The organism is Larkinella humicola, assembly GCF_008727875.1.
Taxonomy (GTDB): domain Bacteria; phylum Bacteroidota; class Bacteroidia; order Cytophagales; family Spirosomataceae; genus Larkinella; species Larkinella humicola.
Window position 1 is genome coordinate 328733 of the sequence record NZ_VTWS01000002.1, and the last position, 25294, is coordinate 354026.

Below are 25294 nucleotides of genomic sequence, written 5' to 3' on the forward strand. Positions count from 1 at the left end.
TTTTAGAAAAACTCATTTTCCGCTAATCCGGTTCCTTCACAAACAATCCACATCCGCCACCACCGTCACGGCTTTCAATCCCTTGTCACTCAGCAGTTCATTGATCTTTTCCAGAATGAAAACCTTCGCGGCTTTGGGACTGATGGTGCGTTCGAGTTTGATCAGAATCGTGTACAGATACTGGTTTCGGATGCGCTCGACCAGCGGCACTTCCGGCCCCAGCACCCGCGCTTCGCCCAGTTTTTCGGTCAGTTGGGCCACCAGCCGCTGAGCCGCGTTCTGGCTGACACTCTGCTCGGCGTGCCGGACCGTCAGCTTGATGAGCCGCGAAAAGGGCGGATAGTTGTAGTTTTCCCGCTCCACAATTTCTTCCTCAAACAGCCCCCGGTAATCGTTTTCCAGAATTTTGAGCAAAACCGCCTGCTGCGGATTGCTGGTCTGAATCAGCACTTTCCCCCGCCGGTCGGCCCGACGCCCGGCGCGGCCGCTGACCTGCGTAATCATCTGAAACGCCCGTTCGATGGCCCGAAATTCCGGGTAGTGAATCATCCGGTCGGAGTCGAAAATCCCGACCAGGCTGACGTTGCCGAAATCCAGACCCTTGCTGATCATCTGCGTCCCGACCAGAATATCGACGTTGCCGCCCTCAAACTCCGAGATAATCTGCTGATAGGCATTCTTGGCCCGCGTCGTGTCCAGATCCATCCGCTGAATCCGGGCTTCGGGAAACACAATCTGAAGCTGATCTTCCAGCTTTTCGGTCCCAAAACCGATCGTCCGCACCTTGAACGAACCGCAGGCCGGGCAGCTTTTCGGCACCGGATCTTTGTGCCCGCAATAGTGGCATCGCATCTCGGCATCGCGCATGTGGTAGGTCAGGCTGACGTCGCAGTTGGGACAGCGCCCCGTCCATTCACAGTCTTCACATTGCAGATAGGGCGAGTAGCCGCGCCGGTTTTGAAACAGGATACTCTGCTCCTTCCGCTCCAGATTTTGCCGCAACTGATCGAGCAAAACCGACGAAAACTCGTTTTTCATCTTCTTCTGCTGCTTTTCCAGCCGCGTATTCACCAGCACAATGTCGGGCAGCATGGCATCGCCGTAGCGTTGCAGCAGTTCAACAAAACCGTAGCGGCCCTGCTGCGCGTGGTAGTAACTTTCGATGGAGGGCGTGGCCGAACCCAACAGCACCTTGGCTTTTTGCCAGTGCGCAATCATCATGGCTACGTCGCGGGCGTGGTAGCGCGGGGCCGGGTCGTGCTGTTTATACGACGTTTCGTGTTCTTCGTCCACGATAATCAGCCCCAGGTTATCGAACGGCAGGAAAACCGCCGAGCGAACGCCCACCACAAACTGGTATTGCCCGTCCACAATGCCCTTCCAGACTTCCACCCGCTCGTTGTCCGAGAATTTGGAGTGATAGATCCCCATTTTGTCGCCAAAAACTTTCTTCAGCCGGACCACGATCTGGGTGGTCAGCGCAATTTCGGGCAGCAGATACAACACCTGCGAACCGCTTTCAAGCGCGTTCTGAATGAGGTTGATGTAGACTTCCGTTTTGCCGCTTCCGGTAATTCCGTGCAGCAGAACAATGTCTTTTTCGTTGAACTGGCTAATGACGTCGTCGCAGGCTTTCTGCTGAATGTCAGTCAGTTTCACCTCCACATTTTGCATATCCTCGTCGCCAAAACGCGGAACGATGATCTCGAAGGTTTCAAAAACCTGGTTTTTGATCAGCGTTTGCAGCGACGACTGCGACACCTCATCGTCCTGATTCAGAATGGTTTTGTCGAGTCCTTTGCGGTTGAGGGTCGGATTGTTCAAAACCGGCACGTAGCTCAGGTATTTCATCACCACCTCCTGCTGCTTCGGCGACTTTTCCAGTCCGTTAATCAGACTCAGCATCACGTCCCGGTTTTCGTATTTCTCCGTCAGCCGGACTTTCCGCACCATTTTCGGCACGTACTTTTCCCGCACTTCGTCGAAAACGATCACCGCCCGTTTGCCCACGAGGAGTTTGATCGTGCCCGGCACGTTGGTCTCCCCCACCAGCCGACCCAGTTCTTCGTACGACAGCGACGAATGCTTTTTGAGTTCGTCCAGCAAGCGCACTTCGTCGTCGGTCAGCAATTCGGGGTAGTCAAAATCCGGGTTGTACTGCACTTTCGACTGGCTCGTAATCTTCAGTCCCGACGGCAGGGCCACGTTCAGCACATCGCCGATGTTGCAGAGGTAATATTCTGCCATCCAGGCAAATAGCTCCAGTTGATAGCTGGTAATCAGCGGGTATTCGTCCAGCAATTCGAGAATGTATTTGGCCTGATAGGCATTCGGGGGTTGGTGGTGAATGTTCTTCACTACCGCCGTGTAGACCCGGTTTTTGCCAAACGGCACAATCACCCGCGCGCCCACTTTCAGCCGTTCCACCATGTCGCGCGGCACGCGGTACGTGAAGAGTTTCGGAATCGGAACGGGGATGATCAGGTCAGCGAAATAGGTAGTCTCTTCGTCGAAAGCAAATGTCTGGGGCAATGATTGCACAATGGGTACGGCTTTATTTCGTATAGCAAGTTAGCAATTGCTGCGGCACTTTTACATTCAACATCCATCATTTGATAGGTATCAGTCCTTTTCGTCCGCTTGTCCACTATCCCAAAGGATACCGGTATCCTTTGGGATAGTACTATCTTTTGCATAGCGATCTGCTGTACTTTTACGGCCGAACAAACGACGCCGTTCGGACCATTCCGGACGCCGTTCGCATTTAACCAAAGGAAGATCATGAACGCAAAAACGAAACGAATTATCGCCCTCCTATTTACGGTTATCGCCAGTGGCATGGTGATTCTCAGCGGTATTATGAAACTGATGGGAAGCACCGACGTTGTAAAAACCTTGACGAATGCGGGCGTAGGTTCCTACATTCCGCTGCTGGGGATCATGGAGATTGCTTTTGCCGGCCTTTTTCTGTATCCCAAAACCATGAAGCTGGGCTTCGTATTGCTGTGCTGTTATTTTGCCGGAGCCATGGCCACCGAACTGTCTCATGGTGGGCCGCTCGCCGGGGCGGTTATGGTTATGGTGCTGGTCTGGATAGCCGCTTTCTTACGCGACAAAACCGTCTTCTTTCCAACCGCCAGCCGGGAAGGAATTTGAAGAGTTTTCAACCTTAGGACTTTCGCTTTCTGCCCCTAAATCCCCTAAAGGGGACTTTTAGCATCCGGATTGAGCTACGTCCAAGTCCCCTTTAGGGGATTTAGGGGCAGAAAGCGAAAGTGTAACAGAATTATCAGATACAAGTCCTACAACCTGATAACCAGCTTAAAAGCCAGACTGTTTCTGATTTAGAATCGGGATACATTGACGCCTTAGAGATTCTGCTGTTTGAACTCGTTTCGCAGCGATTCCGGGTCCCAGCCGTCTTCGACATCTTTCAGCCAGCGGTCTTTTTCGTCGGAACTGAGCAGGTCTTCAAGCTCCCGAATACGTTGTCTGGCACTGCTGAAATACTGCTTCCGGTCGTGCCGGACGGCGGCCAGTCCTGCCAGGGCTTTTTCGTCGTGTTTCAGAAATAACCGGGCCGCCCGCTGCGACTGGTACGCCCGAAAACCGAGCAAGGTCATGGCATCGACGCCCATCCGGAGCGAGCTATCGACGGTTTCGCGGTAGATGTGCGTCAACCCCGCATCCATCAGATCGTAGGTATCTTCCCGGTCGCTGGCCCGCACCAGAACTTTCAAATGGGGAAAGTGTTTTTTGACGGTTTCGACCAGTTCCAGCGATTTCTCCGCCGAATCCAGGGCAATAATCATCAGTTTGGCATCCTCCGCACCGGCCGATTTCAGCAGGTCATAGCGGGACGCATCGCCGTAGTAGACTTTCATGCCCAGTTTCCGCAATGTATCGACCCGGTCCGAATCAAAATCCAGAACCGTGGTTCCGATATTGTTGGCCCGTAAAAACCGCCCGACGATGTTGCCGTATCGTCCGAAACCCGCGACGATTACGGCATTCTTTTCGTCAATCGTATCCTGCTCCTTTTCAGCAACTTCCTTTGTGCCCAGTCGCGGAAGCAATAGTCTTTCGTTGGCCAGAAAAACCAGCGGAGTCAGCCCCATGCTGATGGCCACCACCGCCGTCATCAGATCCACCGTTTCCTTCGCCAGAATACCGTTTTGCGACGCGAAGGAAAACAGCACGAAGGCAAACTCGCCCACCTGACAAAGTCCCAGCGAAAACAGCAGGTTCTGGTCGGTTTTTAATCGAAAAACTTTCCCCAATACCGCCAGAACCAGTGCTTTGGCAACCATGACGGCCAACACGATACCGACCACCAGCAGCGGATTTTCGGCAATCAGTTCAAAATTGATGGCGGCCCCGACGGAGATGAAAAACAGCCCCAACAACAGTCCCTTGAACGGGTCGATGTCACTTTCCAGCTCGTGTTTATACTCGCTGTTGGCCAGCACCACCCCCGCCACAAAAGCGCCCAGCGCGGGACTCAGTCCCACCATTTCCATCAAAACTGAAATACCGGCCACCATCAGCAAGGCCGTAGCGATGAAAACTTCCCGCATGCCGGTTCGGGCAATGATGCGAAAAACCGGCTGCATGACGTAGCGGCCCATCAGCACCAGCCCCACGACCGCGCTCACGACCACAATGGGCCGCAACCAGCCCGGCAGACCGTCGATGAACGCAACATGCTCGTGTTCAGTGGCACTGATCGGGAGCGGATAAGTCGCCAGCAGCGGCATGATGGCCAGAATGGGAATGACAGCAATGTCCTGAAACAACAAAACCGCAAAGGTGTTTTGCCCGGCTGCCGTTTGCATCAACCCTTTTTCGTTCAGCGTTTGCAGCACGATGGCGGTGGACGACATGGCCAGAATCATGCCCAGCGCCAGCGACGGTTGCCACGGCAAACCGGTTGTCAGCGCCAGTCCGCACGTCAGCAGTGCCGTCAGCAGCACCTGCAAACCGCCCAGGCCCAAAACCGGCATACGCAGTTTCCAAAGCCGCTCCGGCTCAAGTTCCAGCCCCACCAGAAACAGCATGATGATGACGCCGAACTCGGCGAAGTGCATGATGTCGTGGCCCTCTTCGCCCACCAGCCCCAGCACGGCGGGGCCAATCATGACACCGGCGATCAGGTAGCCCAGCACCGAGCCCAGCCCAAGCCGTTTGGCAATCGGAACAAAAAAAACACCCGAAGCCAGGTAAACGATGGCCTGAATAAGTACGGATTGATTCATAAGCGTGATTAATCGACGAGTAATTCATTCAAATACCGACGCGTTTTGGCGTCTTCGAGGTCAATCTGGTCGGTGGTCAGCATCGTCAGCAGGCTTTTGTACTGACTCGCATACCGGCGCATTTCGGGTTCGGAAAGCCGGTGGGTGCCGTGGACGACGAAGGGCGGCAGGTAAATCATCTTACACAAATACGCCGTTTGATCGAAGGGAGCCAGAAATTGCTGCATGGTGAAGCGGTTATAGCCGCCTTCTTCGTAGGCTTCGTGGCGCCCGCCGGTGGTTAGCACGTTCAGTATTTTTTTGCCCACCAGCGCCTTGCCTTCCCGCCCATACGCCCAGCCGTGTTCGAGCACCAGGTCTTCCCATTGTTTCACGATGGCGGGGGAACTGTACCAGTAAAACGGATGATGCAGGAGAATGTAATCGTGATCCAGTAACAACTGCTGCTCCCGATCCACGTCGATGTCAAAATCCGGGTATTCTTCGTAAAGGTCATTGACGGTGACGCCCTCCACTGACCGGCAGGCTTCCAGCAAAAGCCGGTTGGTGCGGGATTTTTCTAAAGCGGGATGCGCAAAAAGGATCAATACGGACGACATGCGATTTGGAAAAAAGATGGACTCAGACCACCCACGCGACCGGTTTGCCGGTCCGGCACAGGAGGGCTGTCTACTCAAATTTAAGCCAAATCTAAAGAAATAAAAACCGAGGAGAAGCGCGGTCGACTGCCTGAAGACCGCTTCAGGCAGCGGAATCCCGGTGATTTCGGGAAATATCCGGCGAATCAGAACTTCTTTGGCTAATTTTGGTATTCTTTATTTGTCCATCTGATCCAACCTGCTCAACGGGCAACACTATATGTACGACGTGATTATCATCGGCGGAGGGCCTTGCGGTCTGGCGGCCGCTATCGAAGCTTCCAAAGCCGGACTGAGCCATCTGATTCTGGAAAAAGGCAGCCTGACCGAATCCATCCGCCGGTATCCGAAAATGATGCGGTTTTTCTCGACGGCCGAAAACATCGAGATCGGTGGAATTCCGTTTCCGATTGCGGGCGTGAAAGCCAATCGCACCGAAGCCTTGCAGTATTACCGCAAGGTGGCCGGTTATTTCAAGCTGAATTTCAAGCTGTTCACGGAGGTCAAGCACATCACCCGGTATCAACCGCCCCAGGAAGAAGGAAAAAATTCGGTAGACCTGTTTACGGTTTTTACGACCAACGACCGCACCTACCAGGCTCACAAAATCATTCTGGCTACGGGCTACTTCGACAAACCCCGCACGCTGGCGATTCCGGGGGAAGATCTGCCGCACGTCAGCCATTATTACGACGAACCCTTTCAGTATTCCTATACCAACGTCGTTATCATCGGCGCGTCGAACTCGGCGGTGGAAGCGGCTCTGGAGTTGTATCGGGCCGATGCCCACGTAACGATTGTACACCGGGCCGACGACTTCCGGAAAACCGTCAAATACTGGCTGGTGCCGGATGTTAAAAACCGGGTCAAGGAAGGCAAAATCCACACCCGTTTTAGCACCTGTGTCACCCGCATCGAACCCGGAAAAGTGTGCCTGACTCAGTTGGAAACCGGTGAAGAAAGCGAACTGCCCGCCGATTTTGTGCTCATGCTGACGGGCTACATTCCCGATGCCGATCTGCTGAAAGAGTGTGGCGTTTCGCTGAATCCCGAAACCCAGGTGCCGACCTACGACAAAGAAACGTTCGAAACCAACGTGCCGGGTCTGTACGTCTGCGGCACGGTGATGGCCGGGATTTACACCGAAAAAGTGTTCATCGAAAACGGCCGCGACCACGCCAAGGCGATTATCGACCACATCACGGGCAAGCCGGTGCGAAAAGTAGCGGAGTTGATTGAGCGGATTTGAGGAGGGATTTCTTCGAAAAACCCTTACTCAAATCCAGCCTCAGGAAGCACAATTTTAAAAATCGTGCCCGGATGATTCGGAACACTTTCGAACGAGATTTTTCCCGCGTGGGCTTCAACAATCTGCTTGGTGATGGAAAGACCCAGCCCGAACGACTCTTCGCCGGACGTTCCCTTCCGTTTCGATTCGGTAAAGACATCGAAAATTTTGCTCCCTACTTCCGGCGGTATCCCAATCCCCTCGTCTTTGACGATGAGTTGAACGGATTCCCGGTTTTTTTCAATCGCTATTTCAATCACTGACCCTTCCGGGCTAAATTTGATCGCGTTGGAAATCAGGTTGCTAACCACCCGCCACATCTTTTCATAATTGAGCCAAAGCACGGCGGGCTGGAGATTCAACCGGATGTACTGCTGTTTGTCGGCAGCCCGCAGGGCCAGCATATCGGCACAATGTTGCACCAGATCGGCCAGGTTCACCTCTTCTTTTGCGAAGTGTTTTTCCGACGTGCCGCTCATGTGCAGCAGGTTGTTGACCAGTTCCAGGGAGTTGGTGCCAGAGTCTTTGATCAGCTTTAGAAACCCCCGGTCCTCCTCCGCCCGGTTGTCATCGTCCAGCATCAGTTCGGCCATCGACGACATGGCTCCGATCGGGTTGCGCAGGTCATGGGCCACGATTTTCATCAGCCGGGCATTTTCCCGCTGGCTGTTTTCCAGGGCCGAAAGCGCCTGCTGCATCTGGCTGTTGAGTTCCGTCAGGTTCTTCACGTTGGCGCGGGAGCGGTGGTAGGAAAGCCAGATGACGAACGCCAGACACAGGGCCATTCCCAGAAAAACCGATAATCCAATCACATACGTATTCTGCAATTCACTGCTTTTCTCCAGCAACGAAAGCCGGTATTTCTGGTCGTGCTCCCGAAGTACCTGGTCGATATCAACATTCTTCAACCCGTTGTTCAAACGGTCCAGCGAGTCGCGGTAGGCATGGTATTTCTTTGAAAACCGGTAGGCGCCGGCCAAATCGCCCACCTTGTCGTAATACTGCCATTTTAACTGGTACCAGCTCTCCCAGATTTCTCCGTGCGAACTGCTCTTTCCGCGACCCGATACCAGATCGGATTCCAGCTCGTTGAGCAACGATTTCGCTTTGGGCAAACGGTTATGGCCGATGTATAATCTGACCAGCTTGGTTTTCGCCGTCTGGGCATCTTCAATTGAAAAACCGGGCCGGTCATTGAGCCGGATGTTCGTCTGCAAGTGTTGTTCGGCTTCCTCAAACCGGTTCAACCGCCCATACGCCCCCCCTAGATTCCCCTCAACAACGGCGCGGGCGGTGGTGATGAAATCCTGTTTGTGCGGATGCTGCCGGAAACTCGCTTTGATAAACTCCAGGGCGCGGTTGTAATAGAAGATAGCCGAATCGGACCTGCCGGTTTTTTCAAAACACAGCGCAATCGAATTGAGCGCGCTCTGGCGTTGAATAAAACTGTACTGAAAAACTGGATTAGAACAAGAGCTTACCTCCCGGTAAGCCTGTTTAAAATACGGAATAGCCTGCTGATATTGTTCCTGTCTATAGCGAATAATTCCCAGGGCATTGCTGAAATCACTCAGGCTGCAATTGTCCAAACTTCCCTTCGAAAAGTTGCGCCCATCGTAATATACTTTAAAAGCATGGTTGTATTTTTTCTCTTCCTGCAACAGATTAGCCAGGGTATACAGGGTGTGGGCATATTCATACGGGTAGGTCGTTTCCTTGCTTTTCAGGATGGTAAACATGCTGTCGATATACAGCCTCCTGTTTACAAAATCTTGTTTGTAATACGTATAGTAGATCGCTTTTACCTTGTATTTTTTCCATAAATCACCCATTCCGGGCTTGCGCAGGGCATTGTAAGCCGAGTCCAGATACCGCATCGCCAAAGCGGGATTCTTCCCGTCCATGAGGTTGGTGGCACGTTCGGCCGTGCTGTCGGCCCAGACAGTGTGGTCAGAATGGCGGTTGGGAGATTTTTCGCAGGCTATCGCTAATCCTAAAACAACTACAATAAGAAGGGTATACGTTTTTATCATACTTTCTATACACGTTGAGCGCGCTAATCGCTATCAAACTACTCATATTTTTTTGGCAATTAAAATAGATTTTTTTTCGATTATTAAAAAGCAGGATGCGCTATTCGCCGATCAAAAGACAAATTCAACGTCTGTTAACCGGCAGCATCCTGCTCAAACTAATACAGAAAACTACCTATGGTTTTTCCCGCTCGGCTTTTTCCAGATCGAGGTAATCTTTCAAACGTCCTTCCGTATCGTATACTTTGAAATTCAGGTGACCGTCGGCCAGCGTTAGAGTACCATAATGGTAGCCCCGGAACGCTTTGGCCGTAAACCAGGGCCGGGTGGGCGCAAAATCCTCCAGATTGCCGCCCGCTCCACCGACCTGAATGTAGGTAATGCCCTTTTTGCGGTTTAGTTTCCCGTCCCGGATGGGCAGCGTCCGGTGGTAGGTGTGCAAATGGCCGTAGAACACCAGATCGACGCCGTACTTCTCGTACAACGGAATGATTTTCCGGATCTGAACGTCGCCCATGTCGGTGGATCGGGTCCAGGCATTGCCATAGTCGTCTTCATCCGGCGAATAGGGCGCGTGGTGGTGGGCTACAAATTTCCAGCGGGCAGTCGATTTCTTCAGTTGCTCTTCCAGCCATACATACTGTTTACCTCCGGGCGCAAACTCCTTCTCCTCGTTGCTGTTGAGCATGAAAAATTCCGCGTCGCCATACCGGAAACTGTAGTAAGCTTTCGGTTCGGGCAGCGCGTGGTATTGCTTATACCAGTACAAATCGCCTTCGCCATTGCCGGGAACCGGAAAAAACGGAACGCGGCCCGAAAGTTGCCGATTACCGGTAAAAAACTCGTAGTTCCACTCGAATTTGTACGGCTGTTCGCCCCCGTCGGTGAGGTCGCCCACGTGCAGCACAAAGTTGGGCCGTTCATCCCACAGCAGACCCGCAACGCGGTTGTTGACGTGCGGCCGCGCTTCGGTGTCGCCGATCACCCCAAACGTAAAAGCCTGACCTTCCTTCACGGCCGTGCTGAACGTCAGGATGCCCGACGAAATGGTTTCGCCGGTTTTCGACTTCGCTTCGATCTCGTAGAAATAGGGTGTTCCCGGTTTCAGGTCTTTCAGCATAGCCTCCTGGATGTAACTGTGTACTTTCCCTTCGTTGTGGGTTTTGCCCTCCGTCAGCGGAACCGTTACCGTATGGCTCAATGGCTGCCGGTCACCGTAGCGAATCACCGCCGACGCCGGTCGGTCCGTTTCCCAAACCAGCCGAATGCTTTCCTGCTGTACCCCATTCAGATACGGCCCGGCGTTAAAATGGAACAGATCCGGGTATAACCGCCCGTCTTCAACCAGGTGTTGCAGTTCCGCAAACCGGCCGACGATGGCCTGCTCCGTCAGGGCCGCGTTGTGAATCCGGACGTTTTTGACGAGGTCGCCCCACTGCATGTACGGTTCGCGACGCAGGTAAGCCGCCATTTCGAGCTGCAACGAGTCGGTTCCGGAAGCAGTCAGGGAAGTCTGGGGGATCTCGCCGATTTTTTTACCGTTCAGGTACAATTGCATACCCGTGCCGTCGTAATTGCCGACCAGGTGGCTCCAGCGTTTTTTCCAGCCTCTTTCCTGCACGGTTCGCAGGATGGATGCCCTGGTTGTCGTTTCCGTTCCGCCCCTGGGCTGGCTTTTGCCGATCGGGAGCTGCGACAGTTCATCGGGTTTTAGCGAAAATACCATAGTACGGTCGTAGCAACCGAGCAGCCAGCTTCCCTGATCGGGCCGTTGCCGGCTCCGCAGTGTTACCAGCGCGCCAACGGGTTCATTCACGTGATTGAGCAGCCAGAGTTCAACGGCAAAGGCCTTGCCGGACAGAGCGACGGCGGGCAGCAGGTTGGTGATGCGCTCCGTTGGTTTTTCGCCAAAAAAAGTGAGAGCGGGCGTTTCGACCGCAGCCGCCACCACCGGTGTGGTCGGGGATTCTTTTCGGGGGCCAGGATAATTCCGGGCGTTTCGTTCCAGCGTATAATCGGGCCAGAACCACCAGTCGCCCAGAACGGTTCTCGGCGCGGGTTGCGCCAGAGCGGCAAAAACAGGAAGGAGCGTAACGGCCAGCAGGGCCAATCCGAACGGTTTACGAAGCGGTTGTTTCATTCGTTAAAAATAGGGATTTATCGGGTTACGGCGGTGTTAAGAAATTGGGCAGTATGCATTTCATGCAACATAACGTTAAATAAAACCGGGTCGACTCACTGCCAAATCTGTTTTAAATAGTGCAATTTTGCAGAGAAAACGTTATTACCCTACTATGACCCGTTTACTCCTTTTCATATTCCTGCTGGCCGTTCATCTTACCTTCGCCCAAACCCCCGCTCCCCAACTGGCGAAGCCTTCCCCCCGCTGGCAAACCGACTTCTGGAAAGCCCAGTGGATTGGTCACCCGACGGCCCCGATCCGGTCCTATGGCGTCTATCATTTCCGCAAGAGCTTTGAGCTGGCCCAGAAACCGGGGCGCTTCGTCATCAACGTGTCGGGCGATAACCGCTACCGGCTGTTTGTCAATGGCAAAGCCGTGGTTTGCGGCCCCGCCCGCAGCGATCTGCAAAACTGGAATTACGAAACCGTCGACATCGCCCCGTATCTGAATACCGGCAAAAATACCCTGGCCGCCGTGGTGACCTACATGGCCGAATACGCCCCGTTTGCCCAGATGCACTACCAGTTTGGGTTTATCGTGCAGGGCGATGGCGACGCCGAACAGGTGGTTAATACCAACAACACCTGGAAAATTTTCCAGAATCCGGCCTATTCGCCGGTGATCAACGACATTCCGAAACTGCGGACGTACATCGTCATGGGCGCGGGCGACCGGGTCGAAGCCGCCAAATACCCCTGGGGCTGGGAAGAACCGGCGTTTGACGATGCCGCCTGGGCACCCGCCAAACCGATCGGCTGGCCCGCCAAACCGCGGGGTCTGGGAACGGACGGCAACTGGAATCTGGTGGCACGCACCATTCCGTTTATGGAAGAAACTCCGCAACGGCTGGCCACGGTTCGACGGTCGGAAGGCGTCGATGTGGACGATGATTTTTTGCAGGGAAAAAATTCGTTTACCGTGCACCGCAACCACAAAGCCGTTATTCTTCTCGATCAGGGGCATTTGACCAATGCCTTTCCTGAGCTGACCGTCAGCCGGGGAAAAGACGCCGTCATAACGCTGGGCTACGCCGAAGCGATGGTGGACGATAAACGGCAGAAAGGAAACCGCAACCAGGTGGAAGGCAAGCAGTTGATTGGGTTTGAAGATCAGTTCATCGGCGATGGCACCAAGCAGAAACGCACCTTTCGGCCGCTGTTGTTCCGGACCTACCGGTATTTGCAAATCACGATCGAAACCAAAGGCGAACCGCTGGAAGTTCACGATTTGATGGGCCACTTTACGGGCTACCCGTTTCAGGAAAAAGCCCGGTTTGCCAGCAGTGACGAAAGCCTGAAACCCATCTGGACCGTCGGCTGGCGGACGGCCCGGCTCTGTGCGGGCGAAACGTACTACGACTGTCCCTACTACGAGCAATTGCAGTACACCGGCGATACGCGCATTCAGTCGTTCATTTCGCTGTATGTAACCGGCGACGACCGGCTGATGCGGAAAGCCATCGCGGATTACGACCACAGCCGTTTCAACGACGGACTCACGCAAAGCCGCTACCCGAGTGCTGATTTTCAGGTCATTCCACCGTTTTCGCTGTATTGGGTCACGATGGTCTACGATTACTGGATGCACCGGAAAGACGATCCGTTTGTGGAATCCATGCTGCCGGGCATCACGGGCGTGCTGGACTGGCACGAAAAACGGCTGGCAACCAACGGCCTGAACGGCCCGCTGGAATGGTGGAATTTTGTCGACTGGGCGAAGTGGGATGCCCCGGAAGAAGGCATGGGCGGAGTGCCGAAGGGCGCGCGGAAAGGCGGTTCGGCCATTCTGACGTTGCAACAGGCGTACACGATGCAGCGGATTTCGCAGGTGTTTTACCATTACGGCAAAAACCAGCAGGCCGAGCATTACCGCCTGGTGGGGCTCCGGTTGGCCAAAAATGTCTACGACCGTTGCTGGGATGCGGGCCGGGGCCTGATGGCCGACACGCCCGACAAAACCGGCTTCAGCCAGCACGCCAACATCTGGGCGATTTTGACCGACGCCGTGCCGGTGGCGCAGCAAAAGGTGCTGATGCAGAAAGTGATGGCGGATGCGAATCTGATTCAGGCAACCTTTTACTTCAAATTCTACCTGTTCCAGGCCCTGAAAAAAACCGGGATGGCCGATCAGTTTCTGCCGATGCTGAAACCGTGGCACGACATGCTGGCGATGGGTCTGACGACCTTTGCCGAGAATCCCGAACCCACCCGCTCCGACTGCCACGCCTGGAGCGCAGCCCCGAACTACGAGTTTCTGTCGACGGTTTGCGGAATCAATCCGGCCTCGCCCGGTTTTTCGTCGGTTCTCATCACGCCCTATCTGGGCAATCTGCAATTTGCGGAAGGCGCCATGCCGCACCCGGCGGGGGAAATTGCGGTCCGGTTTGACAAAACACCCACCGGCGGTTTGAAAGGCACCGTCACCCTGCCCGACGGCCTGACCGGAACGTTGAAATGGAAAGGAAAAACGGTCGCTTTGAAAGAAGGTCAGCAGACGGTTAGTTTGTAACCTTATAAAAGACAAGCCTTTAAATGGTATTAATATAATTATAAATGTAAAATGATGAATGTTAAATGTAAAAGTGCTGGATTGCGAGACTTTTACATTTAACATTCATCATTTTACATTTATAATTTATTCCTCTCCTCCTTCTTCCGTGCAAAAATCCGGACGTCTTCAATGGTTTTCACCAACTGATACTGCAGATCGATGTAGGTTTTGATCGCGGGGAAGTTTTCAAATTGAAAGGTTTCGTCCGCAAACATCGAGATTCTCGGCGTCATCGCATCGACAAACAGGAGTGGTTTGTTGCGTTCCATATCGGCCAGAAATTCCTTCATGCGGAAAGGCTGGGTCGAGGTCGGATAATACACCCAGAAGGTGTCCGAGGCCCGGTAGCCCATCGGTCGGCGCGCATACCCGTAAAGGCGGTCGACATAGCCCCACACCACCAGGCCGTCCTTCGGCTGGCTCCGTCGCTGAATTTCAGCCGATACTTCCTGAAACAAAGGTTCGCCGGGATGGATGGGAAGCGGTTTCCGGAAAAACCCATTGACTGAAGCCTGGACCAAAACCAGAAGGAAACTAAAAAAAAACACTTTCCGGTTTTCCGGAAAACCGGAAAGTTCGCTCAGCACCGCGAGGACATACAGACTCGGGAAAATGAGAAAAAGCAGGTAATGGGTGTAGTTGTTACCGGCTTGCAGGGTGGCATAAAAACTGGCCAGCAACCATGCTGCGCCAACCCAAAACCGCTCGTTTTGATCGACAGTCCGGAAAACCCGGCGACGCAGCACCAGCCAGGCTCCCAGCAGAATTCCTCCAAAAATCCCAACCCAGTATAGCACAAGCTGGTAAGACTGAAACAGAAACTGAACGATGTGGATGGGCGAAAACCGTTCCCAGGCTGAAAGAGTCGAATACTCGGTGGTGTAGGAATACACAAAATAGTTGCTGAAATAATCGCCCCAGAACGATTCCAGGTCATTCTGGCTGACATAGTAAAGCGTTAGCAACAGGACCGGCAGCAAGGCTCCACCCACCAGAACCGGCAAGCTGGCAAACCGACGCGCCCGATACAGTTTCCAGGCCGTAAACAGCCCCAGAACCAGGCCCATCGGTACGGTCTGGAATTTCACGAACGGCAAACACCCCAGCCAGAAACCGATGGCGAGCGCGGCCGGTAGTGACCAGGTGTTGAAACGCAGGATCCAGAAAAGTCCGGCGATGAGCCAGAGATTCCCCATCACTTCCGTATTGAAACTGGCAAAATCGTGGTTCCAAACCGTGCTCAGAAGCAGAATCGGTAGCCAGATCAACACCAGCGCTATTTCTTCGGCAACGTATTTTTTCAGAAGCTGCCAGAAAATCCAGAGGGTGAGGCACCAGAGCAGCACACCAATGATGTCCGCCACGCGATAATCGACGGAAATGCCCAGCCATTCGGCCAGGGCCAGCGGTACGACGGCCAGCGGTCGGCCGTCGGAATAATTGAGTAAAGTGTAGAGCGGGTCGTCGGCTTGCCCCACGGTCAGGGCTGTTGCGATCCAGGTGCTGGTGTCTACATTCTGCTCCCGGTTTTGGCCATAGAGCAGGCGAATGAGGATAAAAAGCAGGAACGACAGGCCCACAACCGCCCGAACGGAGAGCCGTGGCCAGAAGTCGCGGGCGAGCGCTTTTCGCCCGATCAGAACACTCCACCCAACCAGCAAAACCACACTAAAAAGCCGGAAGGGCAGTGCGTAAACAACGGTTTCCATCAATGCATTACGGTGAATAGGGAACTGCCAAAAGGAGGTGCCTGAAAAAACCGTTGTTCCAAACGGAGAATCCTCAGAAACAGAGCATTAAGCCAGGCTGGTGGCAGGCTGACGTCGGAATGAACGGGTTGGGAAGGGTTCATTTGCCAGATCAAAAGCTGCACTTTCCGGACGCACCAGATCGGAATGGTCAACAGAAAATTCCAATAGACCGTGTGTTTCAGCGAAAAACCGGTTTGCCGGGCAAAGTCAACCAGCTCGGCTTTTACGAACCGCCGGGAAATCGTCAGGGCAATGTCGTGCGTGCCGCGCAGGGCGGAGAATGCGTTGTTGTTGCTGATAAAAACACCCCCGGGGCGGAGTCGCTGCCGAAAGACCCGCAGAATCTGGCGAATCTGCTCATCGTTGAAAAAATACAACACGTCGTTGCAGACGATCACATCGAAGGTTTTGCCCGGCTGAAAAGTCGCCACGTCCCGAAGATCATGCTGTTCAACGGCCACTTTTCGCTCACGGGAAAAGGAAACCGCATCCGTGGACGCATCGAATCCGGCACTGTTCGGGTATCCTGCCTGACGCAACGCATCCAGCAAACCGCCCGTTCCGCAACCGGCATCCAGAATATGAATGGACTGACTATCCGGAAAATGAGCTTGAATCTGACGGATAACTTTTTGGTGTAAAATACGATACCACCAGAGTTTACGCTCCACTTGGAACATACTTTCGTACTCGTCCCGGTTTCCGATCATAGTTGAAATGTTCCGATTTAACCACGTATTGCGGCAATCCGCTTTGCATCATAAAAAGTCGGCCGACGTACTCACCCAGTAGCCCCATGCCAAAGAGCTGAATCCCGCCGATCAGGCAAATCGTCACCCACAGCAGATGATCCTTTGCCGGCCAATGCAGCGTTAGCAACGAACCGACGGTTTCGGCCAAACCTGCGACCATACTCAGCGCAATCATGAAGACGCCCAGTGTGGTCAGCAAACGCAGCGGTTGAACCGAATAGCCGAAAAAGATGGTCAGAAAGAGCGAAATCAGCCGTTGGAAGGTATAGTTCGAATCACCCTCCTGGCGTTTGTGGTGTTGCACGATTACGCGGCCAATGTTGCGGGTGGTCCGGAAAATCAGCCCGTCCAGATACGGATACGGGCCGTTGTACTGAATGATTTCCTGCACGACTTCCTGCCGGATCAGTTTGAAACTGGACAGGTATAAATCAGACGGTTTTCGCAACAACCAGGTGGTCAACCGGTTCACGAGCCAGCTCCCCATGTTGCGGAACAGAACGTGATTCTTTTTCTCGTATTGCGAATACACCACGTCGTAGTGACCCTGCTGGGCTTCGCGGAGCAGCTTGATGATTTCCTGCGGGGGATTCTGGAAGTCGTCGTCGATAATTACGCAGTATTCGCCCCGGGCGTGGTTCAACCCGCACATGACAGCCTGAAATTCGCCAAAGTTCTTGCGCAGGGAGATAAACTGAACCTGCGGAAACGTCTGGGCCAGCGTCTCACAGATTTCCTCGGATGCATCGCGACTGCCGTCGTTCACCAGCACGATCTCGAAGGAATAAGCCGCGAGTTCGTAGGTAAGGCACTCCACCAGTGGAAAGATGGTGCGTTCGCTGTTATAGACCGGAATAATGACAGAGAGTAACATCAGTAAGGGGATTCATTGATGGTTTTGATAATATAATCCACTTCAGCATCGGTCAGGACGGTATTGAGCGGCAGGCTCAACACCTCCCGGTGTAGTTGTTCGGTCAGGGGTAAATTCAGATAACGGTATTCCGTATAGGCGTCCTGCTGGTGGGGTGCCACAGGATAATGAATCACCGTACCGATGTTTTTCTGGCGCAGATACGTCATAAAAGCCTCCCGCTGCGTGTGCCGCACCACAAACAGATGCCAGACATCCTGATCGATGGCGTCGGCGGGGGGCAATTGGAGAGAAGGATGGTGAATTTCAGCCAGATACCGGGCTGCCAGCGCTTGCCGACGCCGGTTATCCGCATCGAGGTGGACTAATTTGACCCCCAGAAAGGCCGCCTGCAATTCATCCAGGCGGCTGTTCATGCCCGGAATCCGGTGGATGTATTTCTGCTCGGAACCGTAGTTGCGGAGCAGCCGAATCTGATGCGCCAGTTCGTCGTCATTGGTAACCACCCCGCCGGCATCACCCAAAGCACCCAGGTTCTTGGTCGGATAAAAACTGAACGCTGCCGCGTCGGAGAGATTCCCGGCTTTGCGGTTTTGGTAGGTAGCCCCGTGGGCCTGGGCTGCGTCTTCAATCAGTTTCAGGTCGTATTTTCGGGCCAGTTCCTCAATGGGAGCCATGTCGCAGCAGCGTCCGTAGAGGTGAACGACGACGATGGCGCGGGTTTTTTCCGTAATCAGGGGTTCAATTTGCGGGGCCGCCAGGGTATACGTCCGCGGATCGGGCTCAGCCCAAACCGGCACCAGCCCCAAAGCCGTAATGGGCAGGATGGTGGCAATGTAGGTATTCGCAGGCACGATGATTTCACTCCCTTCCGGAAAACTCATGGCCTTGAAAATCAGATGGATCGCTTCCAAGCCGTTGCCGACGCCTATGCAATGCCTGACGCCACAATAGGCCGCAAAGCCGGTTTCAAAAGCCTCCACTTCCTGCCCCAGCACATACCAACCCGACGACAGCACCCGGCAGGATGCGGCCTGCAGGGCCTCTGCGTAAGGCTGATTCACCTGCCTGAGGTCTAAATGAGGAATCATGGGCGGTCGTAAAAATAATCGGATGGGTCATAGCACTCGTTCGAGAGAACCAGCAGAACGGTCTCTTTCGTAAAGTTGTCGATAATATGCCAGTCGCCGGGTTCGATCACCAGACATTCATTCGGTGCGGTTAGATGAAAATACGTTTCTTCTTCTCCATTGGTTACGAATATGCGGCATTGGCCGGCCAGTGCAATCAGGGCATTCGACTCTTTCCGATGACCATGCAACGCCCGTTCCTGGGTTGGCGACTCGACATTATAGATATAGAAAGCTCTCTTTATTTCACCAGGTAATATTTTTTCAAAAACGGTAAGATCTCCCCGCGCTGAGGAATGCGTTGCGAGTTGTATAAGTTTGGACATATTGGACAGGGTTACTCGTGCTAAATTTAATTATATTTTTTTGAATTCTATGGTGGACGGATATCCACTGTACTTGAAGGTAGTTTCATCAGGGATTCCGGTGATCAGCCGGGATTTCTTCATACGATACCATTTCCCGATGATTAAACCGGATACGGGTTACCGGGGCTTGTCTTACTACTATGCCAAAAAACAGGCGAATAAAACCTGATCAGCGTCAAAGGTCCGCCATTCAACGCTAGCACTTGCCCGAAATCGAGTCGTTTGCTTTCAGTGTCAACCCCGTCGAACTACGGATTGTAGCACTGGCAACAGAGGAAAAATCCGCATTGCTCCAACCCTGTCCAACTTCATTGCATGGCGTCTCACCAGCTTACAAAATACTGACAGACAAATGGTTTGTATTTCAAACACGTCTTTCCTTCCGTTTCGGTATGCCCGCCTGCCCTACCGTGTTTAGGAACCATGGGCAACGGCAGGATCGGGTCACCCCCCCCAGCGTCAATGTAAATTTTCGCCGTTCACCAGGCAGTCTGTCAAAGACTGCCTGGAGGAATTTCAAGCCCTTGGCCAACCAACCGGTTTGTCTGATAAGCGGACTTTTTCGGTCTTATTAAAAGCAGAAGAAATCGCGGATACAGGTCATTTTACCGAACTTTGTTAATGAAAAAATAATGAATAAAACGAGTGGGCGGTCACGAAAAAATAAGCTACCGGGAACGAAAATCAGCGATTCCCATCGACAGACACTGCAGTTGTCCACCAGTAACGAAACGGCATTTTTAGTTATACTACCAACGGTTAAGCAGGCATAAATCCGGAATTACAGGCAGAAAAGTACGCACTAAAAGGTAGGTTTTATAAGAAAGTTCACGACTGGTCAATCACGCCATCCTCTGTCGAAAACCGACCCAAAAAGGGTAAAAAAAAGACCGACATATGTCGGTCTTTTCAAAAAAATACACGCTATGTTGAATTACATCGGAGCAGCAAAGAACGGACCGGCAATCGCCAGAACCTGCTCTGCAGTCAACGCTTCGTCAAATGATTCATACACGCTCCGGGTAGACATGTCGGGGCTATACAGCTTCATTTTGTTTTCCGACATGTTGAAGTAGTCAACCAGGTTAGCACCACCTTGTGTTCCCTGGTCTTCATTCATGTAAATTTTAGGATCCGGTTCGGTGCCGTTCTGACCGCCGGATGGCCATACGCGCAAATCCCGCATGTAGCGAACGGCGGCCGCGTGACGGGCTTCCACCGAGTGAATCCGCAACGCTACGGCCAGAACGGTCCGGGATGTTTTTGTATCTTCTTCCAACAGACAGGCGGCCTGTCCTTTGTAGGCCCGAACTCCCGTGTCTTCCAGCGCCTGCGCATAAGTCAGGAAGGTTGGGTAGTCGGCCAGGGCTGCGTTCAGCGTCGCCATGTTGTATTTCGGCTGCATGGCATTCGGTTTGATCCCCAGAACCCCTTCCAGCAAATCAACGTGCTGCGCTTCGTGCTTGGCAATCTGCACCACGTAAGGGCGCGTTCCTGCAGGCAGTAAACCCGCTTTGAACTGACCGGCGCGGTAGAAATCGCGTTCCAGGTATTCCAGCGTCAAGGCATACTTTACAATAGCAATGGCATCACCGGCACAACCGTCAGCGGCAAAGGCCTTGTTCACCATCGCGGCAAAAAACATCGGCGTAGCCGCAGCCGCTACCGAGGTGGTCTTTAACATTTTCCGGCGCGAATAATCCATTTTTTCGCCAATTTCCGGATCAGATTTTTCAATTTGTGAGAATATTCCGAGAAGATTCATGATCGTTCGTAAGGTTTATGATTTGGATGATTCCAGCGCAAGCAGTGAAGCGGGATTAATGGCGGTTTTGATGTATCGGCCTGCTCTGCCCAGTACTTCCGAAACCGTTAGTGCTTTCTCCAACCCGTTGTTATCCACAACGTAGTCTCCGGCAAACAACCCGCCACCCGGTTGCAGAATGGAACTGATCAGGGAAGCGTGACGCGCTTCGACCGATACAATTTTTCCGGCAAGGGTCAGGTAAATGGAGTTTGCTTTCGAGATCAGCGGACCGGCGCCGTTGTAGGCAGCCACCCCGGTATCTTCCAGTACCCGCGCCGTGTTCAACACTTCCCGGCGGTTGGTGAAATCAATACTGCTCACATCAAATTCCAGATCACCGATGCGCTTGTCGGCCGGAATTGCCAGCTTGAAAAACTCGCGGTGAATCAGCTCGTGATCGTGAATATCCTTGAAAATCATTTCTTCCTTGCTCCCGGCAGCGAACGTTTTCTTCTCGATAACAGCCATATAGAATGCCGTTTCCAGTTGCTCCAGGGCGTAAGCGTAGTTCAGAATGGCAAAATCACCTTCTCCGAAACTCACACCATCGGCCGAAAGCCGGGCACCGGAATACTTGGGAGCGACATCATTCATCGAATTTTGACAAGCCGTCAGAAAGGCAGCCGCCGAAACAGTCGTTAAGCCTAATGCGCGTAGAAACATCCGACGTTCAACTGATGGAATGGCGGGTACGCTCGGGCCTTTCTTGGGGGTAGAGGTACTTGTTAATTCTTCCATAAGAAAAGTAAATTTGTTAATAGGGTGTATAAAAGGATCTTCTTAAAAGACACCCATACGAACGAGCCAACTTGATTTTTGGATTTCGCAACGATCAAAAAAGATTTTATTGGGTCCGTATTCGAGGGAACGGGACAAAAAAGGGCGGTTGGCGGAGAAATTTAGCGGTTTGGGGCAGTAAATTATTTTTTACTTCAAATCCGGATAATGGGTCGGAAGCGGACAACGGCAGGAAAAAAGAGAGCCGGTTCAGGCGGGATCGGCAGTCGAAATCAGACCGGCAGATGGTTCACTTCTTCGGCCAGAAATCGTTGAAAACGTTCCTGAAGTCCGCGGTAATAGGTGAGGTATTTGAGGCCTTCTTCGGTCACACTGGCTCCCCCACCGCGCTCACCGCCGGTTTGGGTGCTCACCAGGGGCGCGTCGGCCTGGCTGTTCATCGACTGAACCAGTTCCCAGGCCCGTTTGTAAGACATTTTCATCTCCTTGGCCGCCTGGTTGATCGACCCCGTCCGCTGAATGCGTTCCAGCAGTTCCATCCGGCCAATGCCGAAAAACCGTTCCTGGGCTTCCAGCCAGACTCTCCCGTTGATGTGCAAATTGGTCATACTCCCATTGAGACGGGGTTAAAACAAAGCCGTCACTTTTTTGATCGACCGCTCCAGCCGGTTCAGCGAAAACCGGCTCGTCGGCCGGTAGGTTAATGTTACAATGGCCCGCGTGCCATCGCCGGGCGTCGATTGCCAGTCGATCTCGCCATTGATCAGCGCCACCCGCGACTCGATGTTGCCGATGCCCAAACCCCGCCGGGCTTCTTTGTAGTCGAACCCCTGGCCGTCGTCGTTGTAATACAGTTTCAAAAGCGGTTCTTCATACACCAGCCGGATGCTCACCTGCCGCGCGTTGGCGTGTTTCAGCGTGTTGTTCAGCAATTCCTGCGTAATCCGATACAGCATCAGTTCGGTTTCGGGATTCAGCCGCGCCGGCAGTTCGTCGGCCCAGAAATGCGTTTCAATCGTCGATTTGTCGATGCGGGAAAGCAGTTCCTCCACGGCCGCTGCATAGCCATACTGCTCGAGCGTCCGCGGACTCAACTCCCGCAACAGGTTGCGGATGTTGCCAATGATGTCGCTGATGAGTTGCCGTGCCAGCTCGCTCAAAGAGGTCGACCGAACGGGATGGGTGGGCGGATCGACCAGCCGCCCGACGTACAGTTTCAGCGTCGCCAGTTGGGTTCCAATCTCGTCGTGCAGATCACGGGCCAGGTTTTTCTTGATCTGCTCCTGCAATTCCACGGCCAGCCGGGTGTTCCGCTGGTGCTGCCGGTGAATCCGGTTATCGCGCCGGCGAAGCCAGTAAAAACCGATCGCGCCGACGAGCAAGCCCAGCAACACCAGAAACCACGCCCGCTGCCAGAACGGAGGCTGAATAACGACCGTCAACCGCTTGATTTTCGGACTCCACTGCCCATCTTTATTGGCCGCTTTTACCCGGAAGGTGTAGGTTCCCGGCGGCAGATTGGCATACCGGACGTAGGTGTCGAGCCCCGACTGCACCCACTGGGCATCGTAGCCCACGAGCTGATACTGGTACTGGTTTCGACCGTTGCTGTAATAATCCAGAGCCGTGAATTCAAGCGCTACGGTATTTTGATTGAAAGGCAGTTCAACTCGCGCCACCTCACCAATGTAACCTTCTGACTGATAAGGCCTTTCATTGACACTCATTTTGTGGATATGAACCGCTGGCATGTACGAACTGGTTCGGAACTGTTCCGGATAAAACCGGTTAAATCCGTTTACACCACCAAAAAACAGCTCGCCGTCCTGGGTTCGGAAATACGCATTCCCATTGAACTCATACCCCTGCAAACCGTCGGACATATCGAAGTTCTTGAACTTTTTCGTGGTGGGATTGAAAAAGGCCAGACCCCGGTTGGTGCTCATCCACAGCCGGTTCTGATGATCCGGCAGAATGCCGTAAATGAACGGATTGGCCAGGCCGTGCTGCTGGTCATAGAGGCTGATGCGGCCGGTTTTGGTGTTCAGTGCCGCCAGCCCTTTGTCCGTCGCCATCCAGACGATGGGATGAACGGGATCTTCGTAAAAATAAAGAACCGTGTAGCCGTCCAGGCCTTTCACAATTTGCTGTGGTTCAAGACGTTTTCCGGTGGGAGGCCGTTCATAGCAGTAGAATCCGGCCGAGTAGGTCCCCACCCAGTAGCGACCGGCGCGGTCGCGGGCCAGGCTGAAAATATTCTGATGAACCATCGTCGGCAGCAGGGTAAATTTCTTCTGGCGAACATCGAGCAAAAAAAGGCCATCTTCGGTGGCCGCCAGCATGGTATTGTCATCGATGGATAGCAGTCGGCGGACAAAATTTTCGACCACCTTGCTGTTGGGCGAACCCGGCAGCGGAATTTTTCGGAAGGTAGATTTCGCTTTATCGAAGGTAAAGACGCCCCCGTTCGTGCCGACCCAGATTCGGCCCTGCGGATCTTTATACAGGCATTTGATGAGGGTTCGGGAGGGCAAATCGCTGTATTTGGCCTGCGTCAGATACCGCCGGATGATGCGGTTTTGGGACCGGTCCAACACGTCGAGGCTTCGTTCGGTGGCAATCCACAACTCCGTTGGGGAGGTCTCCAGAAAACCGCGCACCACAAAATGACTGAGTGTCGACGGGTCTTTGGCCACGTGCGGTTCGTTCTTGGAAACGGCCATGCCGCCAAAAAAAGTACTGCCCGGCACGATGCGGGCCAGGCCATCCGGGTCGGTATTCGCCCAGATAATGCCCTGTCGGTCGATGTAGATTTTGCAGATTTCGTAATCGGACAAATGCCGGGAGCTGTTGGTAAACCCGCTGACGGGGCTAAACCGGTTGGTCTTTTTGTCAAACAGCCAGATTCCACTTCGCTGGGTGCCAAGCCACAACCGACCGTCGTGGTCTTCTGCAATCGTGTAAACCGAGGTCAGGGAACGCCCGCCATCCGGCACAAATGTCTGATAACGACCCGTTTGCGGCTCAAACCGGATCATACCGGCTGCTGTTCCGAGCCAGACCACCCCTGCCGTATCGCAATGAAACGAGAAAACACCCACCGCCGGGCCCGCTTCATTGGTGGGGTGGTTGCTGAAATAATAGTGCGCCCGCCGTTCGTAGAGATTATACCGAATCAAACCGGTTGGCGCGTGGAGCCACACATCGCCCAGCGGGGTTCGAACGGTCGAATTCAGTTGGTCGTATTCATGCGTGGGCCGGACACCCGGGTCCAGCACCAGCTTCTGGCGGGTTTTGATCGTCAACGAAACCAGTCCTTCCGTTTCACTGTAATACAGCACCTCCTGGCCGTTGGCGTAAAACGGGATGGTTTTGCTCTTTAGCGGTTTTTTGGCTTTCGAATAGGAATAAATGCAGGTGAAATGGTCGGTCGCCCGGTCGTAGTAATTGAGTCCATATTCCGTACCAATCCAGAGATTGCCGGTGCGATCTTCCACAATGCCGGAGATGTTGATGCCGACAATGGCGGTAGAATCGGTCAGATTGGGGCGGTAATGCCGAAAATGCGCTCCGTCATACCGGTTCAGACCGTCCTGCGTACCCAGCCACAGAAAACCCCGGCTGTCGGTCAGCATGTGATACACCGAACCTTGCGTCAGACCATCGTCAACGCCAATGTGATCAATCCGGAGGGACTGACTGAGCGGGTCTTTCGGGGCTCCCACAGCCTCTGGCGACCCGAGGACAATCAGCCAGCAGAGCAGGAACAAGATACGGGTTAGTTTCATTTGTCACCGAAACGGAAACATCATGGTAAATTAACAGATAGATCGGTAACCTGCAAATGTTGTTAAGACAAGAGAGGAAAGACCAGAGAGAAAAGACAAAAAACCGCTCCTGGCTGTCTTGATTCTCCCGTCTTTCCTC

General features: G+C 53.4%; 17 protein-coding genes. 3 read left to right on the forward strand and 14 right to left on the reverse strand.

The annotated features are described in order from the left end of the window. Window positions 1-36: 36 nt before the first annotated feature. A complete protein-coding gene (gene priA / locus F0P93_RS09315; RefSeq protein ID WP_374756771.1) occupies window positions 37-2541 on the reverse strand; it encodes a replication restart helicase PriA in 2505 nt (834 codons plus the stop codon). A gap of 240 nt (window positions 2542-2781) precedes the next feature. Between priA and F0P93_RS09320 the strand changes: the two genes are divergently transcribed. After that, window positions 2782-3156 carry a DoxX family protein gene (locus F0P93_RS09320; protein ID WP_150876106.1) on the forward strand — a complete coding sequence of 125 codons (375 nt, stop codon included), beginning with the start codon at window positions 2782-2784 and terminating at the stop codon, window positions 3154-3156. Window positions 3157-3368: 212 nt separating this feature from the next. Here the strand turns inward: F0P93_RS09320 and F0P93_RS09325 are convergent, their stop codons facing one another. Next, the gene (locus F0P93_RS09325; protein ID WP_150876107.1) at window positions 3369-5255 is read right to left on the reverse strand and encodes a monovalent cation:proton antiporter-2 (CPA2) family protein; all 1887 of its coding nucleotides are present in this window, start codon (window positions 5253-5255) and stop codon (window positions 3369-3371) included. Window positions 5256-5263: 8 nt separating this feature from the next. Continuing rightward, complete coding sequence (gene kefF / locus F0P93_RS09330; protein ID WP_114404016.1) at window positions 5264-5854, reverse strand: glutathione-regulated potassium-efflux system oxidoreductase KefF; 591 nt, start codon at window positions 5852-5854, stop codon at window positions 5264-5266. 259 nt (window positions 5855-6113) lie between these two features. Between kefF and F0P93_RS09335 the strand changes: the two genes are divergently transcribed. Continuing rightward, window positions 6114-7142, forward strand: a complete 1029-nt coding sequence (locus F0P93_RS09335; RefSeq protein WP_150876108.1) for a YpdA family putative bacillithiol disulfide reductase — start codon at window positions 6114-6116, stop codon at window positions 7140-7142. A gap of 23 nt (window positions 7143-7165) precedes the next feature. Here F0P93_RS09335 and F0P93_RS09340 read toward each other — a convergent pair whose 3' ends face one another. Continuing rightward, window positions 7166-9214 (reverse strand): tetratricopeptide repeat-containing sensor histidine kinase, encoded by a 2049-nt coding sequence (locus tag F0P93_RS09340; protein ID WP_150876109.1) that lies wholly within the window; start codon window positions 9212-9214, stop codon window positions 7166-7168. A gap of 175 nt (window positions 9215-9389) precedes the next feature. Next, window positions 9390-11354 (reverse strand): metallophosphoesterase, encoded by a 1965-nt coding sequence (locus tag F0P93_RS09345; RefSeq protein WP_150876110.1) that lies wholly within the window; start codon window positions 11352-11354, stop codon window positions 9390-9392. A 154-nt stretch (window positions 11355-11508) separates the two neighbouring features. Here F0P93_RS09345 and F0P93_RS09350 point away from each other — a divergent pair, with 154 nt between their 5' ends. Further along, window positions 11509-13905 carry a family 78 glycoside hydrolase catalytic domain gene (locus F0P93_RS09350; protein ID WP_150876111.1) on the forward strand — a complete coding sequence of 799 codons (2397 nt, stop codon included), beginning with the start codon at window positions 11509-11511 and terminating at the stop codon, window positions 13903-13905. A gap of 119 nt (window positions 13906-14024) precedes the next feature. Here the strand turns inward: F0P93_RS09350 and F0P93_RS09355 are convergent, their stop codons facing one another. The 9 genes from F0P93_RS09355 to F0P93_RS09395 form a co-directional block, all read right to left on the reverse strand. Then, complete coding sequence (locus F0P93_RS09355) at window positions 14025-15656, reverse strand: hypothetical protein (protein ID WP_150876112.1); 1632 nt, start codon at window positions 15654-15656, stop codon at window positions 14025-14027. Continuing rightward, window positions 15656-16378, reverse strand: a complete 723-nt coding sequence (locus tag F0P93_RS09360; protein ID WP_191908766.1) for a class I SAM-dependent DNA methyltransferase — start codon at window positions 16376-16378, stop codon at window positions 15656-15658. Before F0P93_RS09360 ends, F0P93_RS09355 begins: the two co-directional genes overlap by 1 nt. After that, window positions 16359-17324 carry a glycosyltransferase family 2 protein gene (locus tag F0P93_RS09365; RefSeq protein WP_150876114.1) on the reverse strand — a complete coding sequence of 322 codons (966 nt, stop codon included), beginning with the start codon at window positions 17322-17324 and terminating at the stop codon, window positions 16359-16361. Before F0P93_RS09365 ends, F0P93_RS09360 begins: the two co-directional genes overlap by 20 nt. Beyond that, entirely contained in the window at window positions 17324-18415 is a 1092-nt protein-coding gene (locus F0P93_RS09370) for a DegT/DnrJ/EryC1/StrS family aminotransferase (protein WP_150876115.1), read from the reverse strand. Before F0P93_RS09370 ends, F0P93_RS09365 begins: the two co-directional genes overlap by 1 nt. Then, window positions 18412-18780 (reverse strand): sugar 3,4-ketoisomerase, encoded by a 369-nt coding sequence (locus tag F0P93_RS09375; protein ID WP_150876116.1) that lies wholly within the window; start codon window positions 18778-18780, stop codon window positions 18412-18414. Before F0P93_RS09375 ends, F0P93_RS09370 begins: the two co-directional genes overlap by 4 nt. A gap of 976 nt (window positions 18781-19756) precedes the next feature. Continuing rightward, window positions 19757-20587, reverse strand: coding sequence for a ferritin-like domain-containing protein (locus tag F0P93_RS09380; RefSeq protein ID WP_150876117.1), 831 nt, complete (start codon window positions 20585-20587; stop codon window positions 19757-19759). Window positions 20588-20602: 15 nt separating this feature from the next. Further along, on the reverse strand, window positions 20603-21367 hold the full coding sequence (locus tag F0P93_RS09385; protein WP_138989683.1) for a ferritin-like domain-containing protein: 765 nt from the start codon (window positions 21365-21367) through the stop codon (window positions 20603-20605). 272 nt (window positions 21368-21639) lie between these two features. Beyond that, window positions 21640-21975 carry a winged helix-turn-helix domain-containing protein gene (locus F0P93_RS09390; protein ID WP_150876118.1) on the reverse strand — a complete coding sequence of 112 codons (336 nt, stop codon included), beginning with the start codon at window positions 21973-21975 and terminating at the stop codon, window positions 21640-21642. Window positions 21976-21993: 18 nt separating this feature from the next. After that, entirely contained in the window at window positions 21994-25155 is a 3162-nt protein-coding gene (locus tag F0P93_RS09395) for a ligand-binding sensor domain-containing protein (RefSeq protein ID WP_150876119.1), read from the reverse strand. Window positions 25156-25294: the final 139 nt, after the last annotated feature.

What these genes read in the sequence shown, in the direction of transcription:
- F0P93_RS09345 (WP_150876110.1), bottom strand. Translation starts at nt 11,354, where the DNA reads ATGAAACAACCGCTTCGTAAACCGTTCGGATTGGCCCTGCTGGCCGTT.
- F0P93_RS09355 (WP_150876112.1), bottom strand. Translation starts at nt 15,656, where the DNA reads ATGGAAACCGTTGTTTACGCACTGCCCTTCCGGCTTTTTAGTGTGGTT.
- F0P93_RS09365 (WP_150876114.1), bottom strand. Translation starts at nt 17,324, where the DNA reads ATGTTACTCTCTGTCATTATTCCGGTCTATAACAGCGAACGCACCATC.
- F0P93_RS09385 (WP_138989683.1), bottom strand. Translation starts at nt 21,367, where the DNA reads ATGGAAGAATTAACAAGTACCTCTACCCCCAAGAAAGGCCCGAGCGTA.
- F0P93_RS09350 (WP_150876111.1), top strand. Translation starts at nt 11,509, where the DNA reads ATGACCCGTTTACTCCTTTTCATATTCCTGCTGGCCGTTCATCTTACC.
- F0P93_RS09325 (WP_150876107.1), bottom strand. Translation starts at nt 5,255, where the DNA reads ATGAATCAATCCGTACTTATTCAGGCCATCGTTTACCTGGCTTCGGGT.
- F0P93_RS09340 (WP_150876109.1), bottom strand. Translation starts at nt 9,214, where the DNA reads ATGATAAAAACGTATACCCTTCTTATTGTAGTTGTTTTAGGATTAGCG.
- kefF (WP_114404016.1), bottom strand. Translation starts at nt 5,854, where the DNA reads ATGTCGTCCGTATTGATCCTTTTTGCGCATCCCGCTTTAGAAAAATCC.
- F0P93_RS09380 (WP_150876117.1), bottom strand. Translation starts at nt 20,587, where the DNA reads ATGAATCTTCTCGGAATATTCTCACAAATTGAAAAATCTGATCCGGAA.
- F0P93_RS09335 (WP_150876108.1), top strand. Translation starts at nt 6,114, where the DNA reads ATGTACGACGTGATTATCATCGGCGGAGGGCCTTGCGGTCTGGCGGCC.
- F0P93_RS09390 (WP_150876118.1), bottom strand. Translation starts at nt 21,975, where the DNA reads ATGACCAATTTGCACATCAACGGGAGAGTCTGGCTGGAAGCCCAGGAA.
- F0P93_RS09370 (WP_150876115.1), bottom strand. Translation starts at nt 18,415, where the DNA reads ATGATTCCTCATTTAGACCTCAGGCAGGTGAATCAGCCTTACGCAGAG.
- F0P93_RS09375 (WP_150876116.1), bottom strand. Translation starts at nt 18,780, where the DNA reads ATGTCCAAACTTATACAACTCGCAACGCATTCCTCAGCGCGGGGAGAT.
- F0P93_RS09395 (WP_150876119.1), bottom strand. Translation starts at nt 25,155, where the DNA reads ATGAAACTAACCCGTATCTTGTTCCTGCTCTGCTGGCTGATTGTCCTC.
- F0P93_RS09320 (WP_150876106.1), top strand. Translation starts at nt 2,782, where the DNA reads ATGAACGCAAAAACGAAACGAATTATCGCCCTCCTATTTACGGTTATC.
- F0P93_RS09360 (WP_191908766.1), bottom strand. Translation starts at nt 16,378, where the DNA reads ATGTTCCAAGTGGAGCGTAAACTCTGGTGGTATCGTATTTTACACCAA.